We start from the raw sequence: 11,448 nt of genomic DNA, 5'->3' as shown, positions 1-11,448 counted from the left end.
AGCACGAAAGTGGGGATGATCGACCTGAGAAATAGGTCGATCATCATGGGTAAAGGATGTTAAAAAGTGTTCACCATGTCCTTGAACACCTGTCTACCATGTCCCCGGTCTGTACAGGGAGAGGGTTAGGGTGAGGGGAATCAGTTAGCGCAGCTCTTGCTGTTGTCGAAAGCGATCTTGCCACCCGGCTCCGGGATCAGCGCTTTTTGCATCTGCCCTTCCTCCATGGAAGGCTGTACGCTGAAATGCCCGTTCAACATCAGGAATACCGGTTCGCCCGGCGCCCGCTGAGCCTTCAGATAGCCCTGCTCCAGCGCGATATTATTCGCTACCGGGAAGGTTTTGCCGGTGGCACAATCCTGGAATACTGCCGCGTCGGCCATATAGGTATACAACCCGGTCAACGGCATCGGCGTTTTCGGCAAGGCTTTGGTCACCGGCGACAGCACATAATTAAGCTGGGAGACAATCGGTGCTCCACTGCGGTCCAGCATTCTCAATTGCTTGCCTTCCGGGTGGAAATAGCGTTTTTCACCGTTGCTTTCGGTCAGCACCAGCTTATCTGCCGTACGCGCCCATGTGCCGTAGCTGGCAAAAGTTTGATCGCCATCTTTAGCACCACGATAGGTTTCCTGCAAAACAAAGGTGCCGTCCTCATCAAGGAACAGCGAGGTGTCCAGCCCAGTGCAGTCCGCACAAGGCAATAAGCCCTGATAGCTCTGCTGCATCGGCTGAAGCGCCTGTTCTTTTGGCTGGTATTGATTGTTACATCCCAGCAATGAAAGGGCTCCTGCCGCTAAAAACAGGGCGATAGTGATTTGCTTCAAGTTATTCTCCTGTTGTCATCCATTGATATCCACGGCGTAGGCTAAGGCTGAACTTTGCCGCGCAGTGCCTTGGTGGCACCTTTGCGCACCTTGCCTTCAAGACGGCGTAATTTGGCCCCTTTGCTGGGTTTGGTTGCCCTGCGCGTCTTTTCGACCACCATCGCCTGCTGGATCAGCGCCACCAGCCGGGCCAGTGCCGCTTCACGATTCATTTCCTGGCTGCGATATTCCTGCGCTTTGATAATCACCACCCCATCACCGGTCACTAAATGGTGATTAAGCGCTAGCAGCCGTTCTTTATAGTACTCTGGCAGGCTGGACGCCCGGATGTCAAAGCGCAAATGGATCGCCGTTGAGGTTTTATTCACATGCTGACCACCCGCACCCTGCGCGCGGATCGCCGTTAATTCTATTTCGTTGTCCGGTATGGCTACGTTTCTTGACAGTTCCAGCACCGGTTATTCCTGCGCCTGCTGCCATTCGGCAAATTGAATTTCCAGACTATTCTGAAGGTCTGACAGCCAGATGGTCCCTTCCTGCAACGTGGCCTGTAGCGTCATATTGCGGCTGGCTAACGCGGTCAAGCGGGAGAGTTGTTCATCATCGAGAAAACGAATGCTCAGGTTCTTGTGGTTGGCCACCTTGCTCTGCATAGACTGCCACCAGACATGCCCTGCGCGATCGCCATAGGCGTAAAGCACTACCCGAGGTGACTGATTGCAGGCCTTCTTGATGCGTTTCTCGTCCGGCAGCCCCAGCTCTATCCACATTTCCAGCCCGTTATGGTCATTGCGCCGCCAGATTTCCGGCTCGTCTTCCGCACTCAGGCCTTTGGTAAATACCAGGCGTTCATCGGCATGGCAGATCCAGGCCAGCAGGCGCAGCATCATGCGCTGTTCGGTTTCTGAAGGATGCTGGGCCAGGGTGAGCGTTGTGTCGTGATAAAAGTGACGATCCATATCAGCGATATTGAGCGTGGCTTTATAAATTGTTGCTTTCAGCGCCATGGGTAACCTCATTATTAACAGGCCACATTGTACTTGATCAGGGCAGCCCGCAGCCAGCACGGGGAGCGTCAGGAGTGGACTAATGCCCCAAAAGAGGAGCTAATAACTCCCTAACACCTGTGCTATAGTCCTTTAGATAGGATTTAACCCCGAGTGTCTGTGCCTTATTGCAGCCTGCGTGGCGATAATGCAGAGATCCTAAAGGGAGGCCATTGTGCAACAATACTGTGAGTTAGTACGACGTTTTTACGCTCAGATCGGCAGTGGAGATCTAGGCTACGTGCCGGATGCACTAGCATGTGTGTTAAAGGCATTGGACGAGGTTGCCGCGAATAGCGAGCTACCGTCCTCCGTTAGGGAACAGGCGGCATTTGCCGCCGCTAACTTATTGGTGAGCGACCATGTTGATGAATGATGAGTACCAATCCATCAATTGCGATGACTATGAAAGCCTGGAACTCGCCTGTCAGCATAACTACATTCTGAAGCTAGAGTTACGCGACGGAGAGAAATTCGAAGGCATTGCCACCGAGCTGAAATTTACCAAGGGCGTTGAGTACCTGCTTGTCGATCAGGCCGGTAAGACTATCAGCTTGCGTCTGGATCACATCCTCAGTTTCAGTCATCCGGAAATCGGTACCGTGGTTGTCAGCCTGTCAGACTGATTTTGCGGTAACGCCATCTCCACAGGGCAGCCCATGGGCTGCCCTCGTCATTTAAGGCTTCAGGCTGGCGTAATAGGCCGCCAGGTCGGCAATATCCTCATCCGACAAACCCGAGACATAGGCCTTCATTACTTCCGCCTGCCCGCCAGAGCGCTCCCCTTTCTTGTAAGCCTGCAAAGAGTGCTCAAGATACATTTCATTCTGCCCGGCCAGGTTCGGGTACATCGGTACCGAAACCTTGCCTTCCGCGCCGTGGCAGGCCATGCAACTGGCCGATTTATTCTTGCCTGCCGCCGCATCACCCGCCGCCATGGCAGAAAAACTCAGTACGCCGGCCATCACTACCATTACGCTCACCACTTTCATTGCCCACTCCTCACAGCAGATTGTTATTATTTTTTTTTCCAGCCAAGCCGCCAGGCCGGTTGCCCCGCTGACGCTTGCCCTTCCTCAGTAATAAATACGCCCACGGCAGCGATTAACTGCTCATCATAATAAACCAACGGGATACGTTCACGCTGCCACGGTGCAATAGCCAACTCTTGCCACAGTTTTTTGATCGGACGTGAACCGGCACGGCCAACAATCCGCGCTCTGCCCTTGGCGGTAAAGCGCACGCTGACAGACTCATGCTCTAAAGGGGGGCGTATTTGGCATTCACCTTCGCCCACGTACAGAGTGCCTAACCCGTCGGGTAACGCCAGTGGAGCCTCATTAGGCCATGGCAATTGTGTGCCGCTCAGGTCAGCCATCAGCGGTAGCAGGTACAAGCGCTGGCGAAAACGGCGGATCTGGTAGTTCCCGAGTTGCAGCTGCGGTTCGGCATCTTCCCGGCTTAACGCCACTTCCTGCCATAGCCGATGCAAGCCATCTCGCGCGGGCATGGTGACACTAAATAGACCAATCCAGCGCCGTAGCAAAGCATAGCGCCTGGCAGCAGAACAGGTAGTCAATTCGGCGATAGCGAGCGAGTCTTCGCCATCCAGCAGTTGGGCCAATTGCTCGGCCAGCAGCTCATCCAGCAGTTGCTCCTGCTCGGCACATAATTCAGCGCTGCGCGCCGCAGCTGCCGCAAAATGCGGCCAACGTTGATTCACTATCGGCAGAACGTTCAGACGTAAGAAGTTGCGATCGAAGCGGGGATCCTGATTGCTGTCATCCTCGATCCACTGCAATTGATGCTGGTGTGCGTAGGCTTCCAACTGCTGACGCGATATTCCCAACAGCGGACGCAATAAGGGATTGTTACCCAAGCGGGTTTGTGCGGCCATGGCTGACAGCCCAGCAGGACCACTGCCCCGTTTTAAGGCCAGCAAAAAAGTTTCACACTGATCGTCAAGATGCTGAGCCGTCAGCAATGCCTCATCGGTGGACAACGTTTCTGCAAAAGCAGCGTAGCGAGCCGAACGAGCGGCGGCCTCGATACCCCCAGGCCGCCCCTCTAGCTGTACTCGTTGCACCACCAGCGGTACCTGCCAGCGTTCGCATTGCTGCTGGCAGTGTGCCACCCAATCATCGGCAAAACGGCTCAGGCCATGGTGCACATGCACCGCGCGCAGGGCAATGTCCGGTTGCTGCTGGCGTAACAGCACCAGCAGATGCAACAGTACGCTGGAATCCAGGCCGCCGCTGAACGCCAGCAGCAGTTGGCGTTCAGCCCCTAGATGGTCGGCAATCTGTGTCAGGAGGTGGTGGGTCTTCATCAATTGAGCTTAGTGACATCTACATAGCTGCACGTTAACCAGCCCACCGCCATCAATCAAGCATTAACCGCACTATCATTGCGCCGGGTCATTCCCCACCACAGCACCAGAACCGCCAGCACCAAGGCCGCACAGCCTGCTGCTCCCCAACCAATCTGGGTAAAAACCTTGCCGTAAGCTTCGATCATCGTATTACCCAGCTGGCTTTCGGTGGTCTGGTTGGCAATCAGGCCCGCGAGATAATTAGCCACCGAGCCGGTTGCCAGCATATAAATACCGGTCAGCACGCCGGTGACGCCAGGAATATCCAACCGGGTGATTTGGGCCATCGCGACCGGATCGATAAACAGTTCGGCGAATCCCATTACCGCCAGCCCGGCGACCATCATCCCCATCGAGGCCTGGCCATGCAGTTGCCCCCAGCGCGCATTTAACGCCATCAGCATAAAACCCACGGCAATCAGCAGCAGGCCAAAGGCAAACTTGCACCAGATACGTACGGTCTGAGCATTTCCCTGGCTGCTTCGCATCAGCCAAGCTAGCAGCACGCCGCCCAACATGACCGCCAAGGCGTTTACCGACTGGAACAGCGCCGTAGGCACCGACCAGGAGAACCATTGCCGGTCGACAAAGTGATCGATAAACAGGCTGATCGAACTGCCGCCCTGTTGGGCAAAGGCCCAAAACAGCGTCCCCAGCAGCATCAAGATGATGATTTGCCATAACGCCCGACGCTGTTCACCACTCACCCGCCAGAGGATACGCATGACGATCACCACCGCAGCGGCGCACACCACGCCAAGCAGATATCCGGCCCAGTCGTGAATGAACAACAGTGCGAAAAACAGCGGTGCGCACAGCACCCCGGCCACCAGCCAAAACCAATGCGGCAAGCGTAGCGTGGTGGCCTGTATCAGCGGGATATTCACCCCACGCGTATGCCGAAAGTGCTTGCTCCCCGACAGGAAGATCATCAGCCCCGCAAACATCCCAATACCCGCCAGAGCAAAGCCGACGTGCCAGCCATAACGTTCGGCGGCTAACCCACAGGCGATCGGAGCCAAAATGGAGCCAACGTTCCCCGCCGCATACAGCAGAGAAAACCCGCCTTCCCGCCGTGGGTCCTGCGCCTGGTACAGTTCACCCAGCAGGCAGCTGATATTGGATTTAAACAGGCCATAACCGCAGATGATAATGCCCAGCGCCAGGTAAAGAGAGTTGGCAGAGACCGCCCCTAGTCCCAATACGATATGGCCCAAAGTCATCAAGGCCGCCCCGGCAATCACCGAGACGCGGTTGCCCAACAGGCGATCGGCCAGCAGGCCGCCAAGAATGGGGGTGACATAAACCAAAGAGGCATAAGCGCTGAAAAGGGTGATGGCGTGGCTATCGGAGTAGCCTAGCTGGTGGGTCAGGTAGAGGATCAGTAACGCGCGCATGCCGTAAAAACTAAAATACTCCCAGATTTGGATTGCAACGACATAGTAGATAGCGCGCGGCTGTGAGGGTGTTTTCATGGTTTACTCCCATCAGGATAACCAAGGGGAAAGCGTCTGTGCTTTCCCCTGTGATGTTATTATTCCGCTTTCAACACTTTCACCGTGTAGCGGCCATCCGGCTGGCGGTAAGCCCCGTGAATATCGGTTTCAAAACCCGGATAATGTGCGCCGATTTCACACAGCATTTGCAGGAACTCCAACACCGGGCGGCTTTCTTCGGTCAGCATTTCACCCGGCATCACCAACGGCACGCCTGGAGGATAAGGCAGGATCATATTGGCATTGACCTTGCCGACCATATCCTCCAGATAGACTTCCTCCACTTCGCCGTGCAGCTCTTTCTGGAAAGCGTGGTAAGGGTTCATCACCATGGTTGGCAGCACTTCAAACGCACGGTACATCAGGTCCGGCAGGTTGTGATGCTCGACCAGGCGATGGATGTTCTGCGCCAGATCCTGGATGCGCATGTTTTCATAGAACTCAGGCGCTTCCTGATACAGCGATGGCAGCATGTTTTTCACCCGCAGGTTCAAATCGAACGAGCGTTTGAAATCGGTCATCGCACGCAGCAGGCTCAACGCCTTGGTTTTATCGATACCAATACTGAACAGGAACAGCAGGTTATACGGGCCGGTTTTCTCGACGATGATGCCGCGCTCATCCAGGTATTTGGCGACCAGGCTGGCCGGGATACCGAACGGCTGCATCTCACCTTCTTTGCTCATCCCTGGGGTGAGGATGGTCACTTTGATCGGGTCGAGATACATGTGTTCGTTATCGATGTTTTTGAAGCCGTGCCAGGCGCTGTCGGAACGCAGCGGCCAGCATTCTGGCTCATCGATATGCTCAGGCTGCCAGACGTCAAAGAACCAGCCTTCGGACTCCACTTTCAGCCGTTTGATTTCCTTCCGGAACTTGATGGCACGCTCGATGGAGCCGTTAATCATGCGCTTACCAGCGTTGCCCTTCATCATCGCTGCGGCGGTTTCGGTAGATGCCACGATGCCATAATGCGGCGAGGTAGTAGTGTGCATCATATAGGCTTCGTTAAAGGTCTCTTCGTTGATGTCGCCCTTAACGTGGATCATCGAGGCCTGCGAGAACGCCGCCAGCAGTTTGTGGGTTGACTGGGTTTCATAGATCACCTTGCCTTCAACCCGGCCCCCGCTCATGCCGCATTTGCCTTTGTAGATCGGATGGAAGTTGGTGTAAGGCACCCAGGCAGAATCGAAGTGGATCGATTTAACCTCCAGAGTCTGTTTGATGAAATCGGTGTTGTACAGCAGGCCGTCGTAGGTGGAGTTGGTGATCACCGCGTGCGCTGGCCAGCTGGCGTTCGGCGTTTCTTTCACCCGCTTGGCGATGGTGGCACGGCTGAATTCGCTCTGCGGGATGCCACCGAGAATACCGTAGGCATTACGGGTTGGCCGGAAGTAGATCGGCGTGATGTCACTCATCATCATCAGATGGGTCAATGATTTGTGGCAGTTACGGTCGATCAGCACGGTACTGCCTGCCGGAGCGGCATACATACCGACAATCTTGTTGGCGGTGGAGGTGCCGTTGGTCACCATGTAGCTGCGTTCGGCATTGAACACGCGGGAGATGTACTCTTCGGCCTCTTTGTGCGGGCCGGAGTGATCCAACAGCGAACCCAGTTCGGAAACTGAAATGGAGATGTCAGACTTCATGGTATTCGGGCCGAAGAAGTCATAGAACAGGCTGCCTACCGGGCTTTTCTGGAAGGCGGTGCCACCCATATGGCCTGGAGTACAGAAGGTATATTTGCCTTCACGCACGTATTTGAACAGCGCCTTGGTCAGCGGCGGCAGGATGGCATCGATATACTCGTCGGTGTTCTGTTTGATCTTGGCGGCGATATCTTTTGCTGCGCCCAGCGCATATTCGAAGAAGCGAACCTGCATACGCAGATCGTTGAGGCTGACATCGAGCGTTGAATAGGTGTTAGCGAAGGCATACAGCGGCATGTATTCATTGAGCTGGCTGATCTCTTCGCACAGCTCAAGGTTGTATTTGTCCCAGTCGAAAATCACGCCGCACAGGCGGGCATTGTTTTCGATCAGCTTTAATAAGTCTTCGCGGTCATTAGGGTAGACGATGCGGAAATCCAGGCTTTCCAGCGCCTGATGCAGTTCGCGGATCGGCTCTTCTTTGAAGTAGACACCCATGTGATTCATGATGGCAATAACGTTCATAATCATTTCTCCAGGCAAAGCGGGCCCCTTCCCGTCGCGGCTGACAGGTCGGAAAGAAAGGGGCTGGGTAAATTCAGTGGGTCAGAGCACGCAATCTCAGTGCGCTTTGGCCGTGGCGCTGTCGTTGACCGCTGCGGCTGCTTTGGCAACCTGGCGGGTATTCATTTTGCGGGCATAGAACATCAGGATGATCAGGCTGACGATAAAGGTGCCGGACAGCTCGAAGGAGTTGGCGCCCATCAGGGCGATAAAGCAGAACCCACAGCCCAGTACCGACGCCACCAGGCTCAGCAGGTTGCGGATGTTGACGCCTTCAAAGCGGATCAGGTCAACGCAGGAGTAGAAGTAAGGCAGCATGGTCAGCAGCACCGCGATCCCGGTCAGTTCGCCGAACAGGTCGGAAGCCTTGCCGCCGCTGGAGTTCATCACGGTGATCAACACCATCAGCGCGGTCATTTTGCAGCTTGCCAACAGCAGGCCCTTCTTCGGAATGCCGTTTTTATCCAGTTCGCCATACACTTTCGGGAAGTTGCCGTCGTTAGCCGCACGCACCCCGGCCTGACCTACCAGCATCATCCAGGAACCCAACGAGGTCAGGCAGGCAAAGGCGGTGAAAGCGGATACCATCGGGGCCGCCCAGTTACCCATAATGGCGGAGGCGCTGATGGCGAAGGGAGCACCGCTGGCAGCCATTTGCGCTGCAGGGAACATCCCGCTCATCACCTGAGTAGCGGCAATATAGATAATCCCTGCCAGGCCGGTACCCAGCATGGTAGCCAGCGGCACGGTACGTTTGGGGTTTTTCACCATGCCGGTGCTGACGGCGGCGGATTCAACGCCGATAAACGCCCACAGGCAAAGCAGGATACTTTTCACCACGGCATGGCTGTCGGTGGTACCCGAGGTATTCCAGTTGGCTTGATAGGTTGCAACATCAAACCAGTGCCAACCGGCCACGGCGGTGATCACTATCGGGATCAAGACCAGTACCAGGCCCAGCGTGGTCAAACGGCTGACCCAGGTGCCCCCCAGCAGATTGACAAAGGTGAATATCCAGACGATGGCAATACAGGCAATCCCGGCCGGAACCGGATTATTCAACGCGGGGAAGAAAGTAGAGAGATAAGAAACGGCGGTAATACCGATTGCCAGGTTACCGATCCAGTTGGCATGGTAGTAAAGCACGCCAGTCTGGAAACCGAACGCTGGGGAGATTTCCCCCGCATAGGCAATTGGCCCGCCTTGCTGTGGGTTTTTGGTCGCCAGGCGGGCGTAAACATAAGCCAATGACATCGCGCCGACGATAGAAATCACCCATCCCCAGATGGCGATAGATCCCAGACTTGCCAGGTTTGCCGGTAATAAGGCAATCCCGCTCCCCATCATATTACCGGCGACGACGCCGGTGCAGGCAATAAGCCCTATTTTCTTGGATGAAGCCATGGTCAGTTTCTCCTGATTATCGATACTGATAAGTGCTGAGCATTAAGAGGCGAGATTAATGAACAGACTTGATAAGCAGGATGCTAACGATAGGCCAAAATAAAGTCCTAAAGATAAGGTGAAATTACGCTCATGATCCTACAAATGACAACTTGAGCTTTTTGGTGAAAATATCAAGGTGGCAGCATGAGCTAAAGAAAAGGTAAACATTGTTTATAAACAACAGGATGTTGGCAAGAAGTGGCGGTAGTCAAGAGGGAAGCCGATGGGAGTCATGCAGAACGCCGACACGCCGTAAACCCATCCCTGGGGGCTCGCAATCGCGCATCCCTGCGCTCAACGGTCGGCTAACCTGCATGACTCCCACCGGTATTAGACTTTAAGTGTCGCTGTTTTAAAACACCAGTTTGCAATGGAGTTATTTTTGCGTGTCGTAGTTATCTAAATAAGGTACAACTGCGGTGACTGAGGTCTGGAATACGCCATTACGGATCCAATGCAGCGTGTTTTCACCGGGGCGAAGGTTGAAGGCAGTAATATAAGAATCCGCAGCCTGATGGTTATGGCCCTGCATTTCGTAGACTTTGCCTAGTAATACATAGTTCAACCATGACATCTGTAGCTCGATAGCTTTATTAATGGCGCGGTAAGCCTCATCCGTTTTCCCTTGGGAAAGCGCATCGACGGTAACTATCTGCTGCAAGATGGGGGAATCAGCCAATACAGGCAACGCCTCCAGGCGGGTAATTTCCGTTCGTAGCTGTACTAGTTCGGCCGCATCAAGAGGTTGGTAGGAGTTACGCAGCAAATCCACCAGCGCTTTTTCGGCAACGGCATACTCAAAGTCCGGCGAGGTTTTGATTATCGCCTCCAATTGGCTGCTGGCGCGGGTCAGTGAGTCCACATCTCCCTGTACCAGCAATTGATGTGCCTGATAGAAACGCTGCAGCGCCGGGCCATTTTGCGGCAGCAGTAGCGCCAAACGCTGTGCAAGTTGCTGCGGCCAAGGCTGTTTCAGCGCCGCCGACAGGCTGGTAAGGAAATCCTGCTGAATTTTTAGCTGATTATCGGTGGTAATAAAGTAGCGCTTATCCAGCATGATCGAGCTGTCGGCATTATCCACCAGCCGCACCGACAGGAAGCATTGCTGGGCACGGTAATGGCGTTGATTGACGAACTCGATATACAACGACTTGCCGGAGCTGCTCGGCCCGGCAAAGTTGTAGTTGGTCTGATCGTGCACCAGGAACGTGGAATAGGTATTCAGCGCGTCGGTGACCAGTTCACTCACGCCAACCACGTAAGAGAGCTGTGGCGTCCAGTTGCTGCAGCTGTTACCACCCTGGATACGAATATCGATATCACGCGGGTTGAGCAACACCGGCATGGTGGACACCGGTATGCGCTGAGACAGGGTCGCAATGCCAACAAAGGCGACGCAGGCAGACAGCGCCGCCAGGAAAGTCAGCCAGACCCAAAAGGGTGAACGTTGATAAAAACGGCCTGCCGCTGTGGGTAACAGGGTCTTTGGCTTGGTAGCCGGACGCGGCGGTACATAGGCGGGGGCCTCTTCCTCGCTGCCATCTTCCGGCTCATGCATTACCACGGCCACTTGGGGTAGCAACGGCGGCGCGTCTTCCCCCTCTTCACACCACATGACCGGTGCCATCAGTTTATAACCGCGTTTGGGGACGGTGATGATGTACTCGGGGCTGTCTGGATCGCCGTCTTTCAGATATTTGCGCAATTCGGAAATACACTGGGTCACCACATGGTTGGTGACGATATTGCGCTTCCAGATGTTATCAATCAGCTCGTCGCGGCTTAGCACCACGTCCGGGTGCTGAGCGAAGTACTGCAACATATCGATCAGGCGCGGTTCCAGCGTCCGTTGACGCCCATCACGGCTTATGCGGTTGTCGGCCGGGGTGATCAGCCACTCCCCGACGCGGAAAACAGGCTCTTGCATGGCGGAAATAACTCTGTGGACACTGAGGGCAAGGGCGCGATGATAGCATAACGACCCATAACTTGGGCCGTTCTCAGCAGATTAAGCATTCATAGTTCATATAATTCGAGCGGTAATCC

11 protein-coding genes are annotated in these 11,448 nt (G+C 54.8%); 2 read left to right on the top strand and 9 right to left on the bottom strand.

Going from position 1 to position 11,448, the window contains the following annotated elements; genetic code table 11:
- Positions 1 to 140: 140 nt before the first annotated feature.
- From nlpE to ACLQ7H_RS26720, 3 genes are read right to left on the bottom strand one after another with little or no spacing between them, the layout of a single operon-like run.
- Complete coding sequence (nlpE, locus tag ACLQ7H_RS26730; protein ID WP_411755278.1) at positions 141 to 827, bottom strand: envelope stress response activation lipoprotein NlpE; 687 nt, start codon at positions 825 to 827, stop codon at positions 141 to 143.
- A 41-nt stretch (positions 828 to 868) separates the two neighbouring features.
- The gene (gene arfB / locus ACLQ7H_RS26725; protein WP_024485567.1) at positions 869 to 1,282 is read right to left on the bottom strand and encodes an alternative ribosome rescue aminoacyl-tRNA hydrolase ArfB; all 414 of its coding nucleotides are present in this window, start codon (positions 1,280 to 1,282) and stop codon (positions 869 to 871) included.
- A 3-nt stretch (positions 1,283 to 1,285) separates the two neighbouring features.
- Positions 1,286 to 1,834 (bottom strand): YaeQ family protein, encoded by a 549-nt coding sequence (locus ACLQ7H_RS26720; RefSeq protein ID WP_411755277.1) that lies wholly within the window; start codon positions 1,832 to 1,834, stop codon positions 1,286 to 1,288.
- A gap of 214 nt (positions 1,835 to 2,048) precedes the next feature.
- Here ACLQ7H_RS26720 and ACLQ7H_RS26715 point away from each other — a divergent pair, with 214 nt between their 5' ends.
- The gene (locus tag ACLQ7H_RS26715; RefSeq protein ID WP_024529521.1) at positions 2,049 to 2,249 is read left to right on the top strand and encodes a YaeP family protein; all 201 of its coding nucleotides are present in this window, start codon (positions 2,049 to 2,051) and stop codon (positions 2,247 to 2,249) included.
- Positions 2,242 to 2,499, top strand: coding sequence for a Rho-binding antiterminator (gene rof / locus ACLQ7H_RS26710; protein WP_411755279.1), 258 nt, complete (start codon positions 2,242 to 2,244; stop codon positions 2,497 to 2,499). Before ACLQ7H_RS26715 ends, rof begins: the two co-directional genes overlap by 8 nt.
- A gap of 51 nt (positions 2,500 to 2,550) precedes the next feature.
- On the opposite strand, the gene ACLQ7H_RS26705 is transcribed toward rof, so the two are convergent.
- The 6 genes from ACLQ7H_RS26705 to cadC form a co-directional block, all read right to left on the bottom strand.
- Entirely contained in the window at positions 2,551 to 2,865 is a 315-nt protein-coding gene (locus tag ACLQ7H_RS26705; protein ID WP_411755276.1) for a c-type cytochrome, read from the bottom strand.
- 26 nt (positions 2,866 to 2,891) lie between these two features.
- Positions 2,892 to 4,202 carry a tRNA lysidine(34) synthetase TilS gene (gene tilS, locus ACLQ7H_RS26700; RefSeq protein WP_411755275.1) on the bottom strand — a complete coding sequence of 437 codons (1,311 nt, stop codon included), beginning with the start codon at positions 4,200 to 4,202 and terminating at the stop codon, positions 2,892 to 2,894.
- Positions 4,203 to 4,258: 56 nt separating this feature from the next.
- The gene (dtpD, locus tag ACLQ7H_RS26695) at positions 4,259 to 5,719 is read right to left on the bottom strand and encodes a dipeptide permease DtpD (protein ID WP_411755274.1); all 1,461 of its coding nucleotides are present in this window, start codon (positions 5,717 to 5,719) and stop codon (positions 4,259 to 4,261) included.
- Between the two features lie 59 nt (positions 5,720 to 5,778).
- On the bottom strand, positions 5,779 to 7,917 hold the full coding sequence (gene cadA / locus ACLQ7H_RS26690) for a lysine decarboxylase CadA (protein WP_411755273.1): 2,139 nt from the start codon (positions 7,915 to 7,917) through the stop codon (positions 5,779 to 5,781).
- Positions 7,918 to 8,013: 96 nt separating this feature from the next.
- A complete protein-coding gene (gene cadB / locus ACLQ7H_RS26685; RefSeq protein ID WP_411755272.1) occupies positions 8,014 to 9,360 on the bottom strand; it encodes a cadaverine/lysine antiporter in 1,347 nt (448 codons plus the stop codon).
- 418 nt (positions 9,361 to 9,778) lie between these two features.
- Positions 9,779 to 11,329: a lysine decarboxylation/transport transcriptional activator CadC gene (gene cadC, locus ACLQ7H_RS26680; protein WP_411755271.1), complete on the bottom strand. Its 1,551-nt coding sequence runs from the start codon at positions 11,327 to 11,329 to the stop codon at positions 9,779 to 9,781.
- Between the last annotated feature and the right edge of the window lie 119 nt (positions 11,330 to 11,448).

It is taken from the genome of Serratia sp. (in: enterobacteria) (assembly GCF_046715635.1).
Lineage (GTDB): Bacteria > Pseudomonadota > Gammaproteobacteria > Enterobacterales > Enterobacteriaceae > Chania.
Note: the sequence above shows the minus strand (reverse complement) of the source record. Positions and strands in the feature narration are given on the sequence as shown.

Bases quoted from the DNA above. Each gene is read 5' to 3' on its own strand.
- cadB (WP_411755272.1), bottom strand. From the start codon at position 9,360: ATGGCTTCATCCAAGAAAATAGGGCTTATTGCCTGCACCGGCGTCGTC.
- rof (WP_411755279.1), top strand. From the start codon at position 2,242: ATGAATGATGAGTACCAATCCATCAATTGCGATGACTATGAAAGCCTG.
- ACLQ7H_RS26705 (WP_411755276.1), bottom strand. From the start codon at position 2,865: ATGAAAGTGGTGAGCGTAATGGTAGTGATGGCCGGCGTACTGAGTTTT.
- tilS (WP_411755275.1), bottom strand. From the start codon at position 4,202: ATGAAGACCCACCACCTCCTGACACAGATTGCCGACCATCTAGGGGCT.
- dtpD (WP_411755274.1), bottom strand. From the start codon at position 5,719: ATGAAAACACCCTCACAGCCGCGCGCTATCTACTATGTCGTTGCAATC.
- ACLQ7H_RS26720 (WP_411755277.1), bottom strand. From the start codon at position 1,834: ATGGCGCTGAAAGCAACAATTTATAAAGCCACGCTCAATATCGCTGAT.
- cadC (WP_411755271.1), bottom strand. From the start codon at position 11,329: ATGCAAGAGCCTGTTTTCCGCGTCGGGGAGTGGCTGATCACCCCGGCC.
- cadA (WP_411755273.1), bottom strand. From the start codon at position 7,917: ATGAACGTTATTGCCATCATGAATCACATGGGTGTCTACTTCAAAGAA.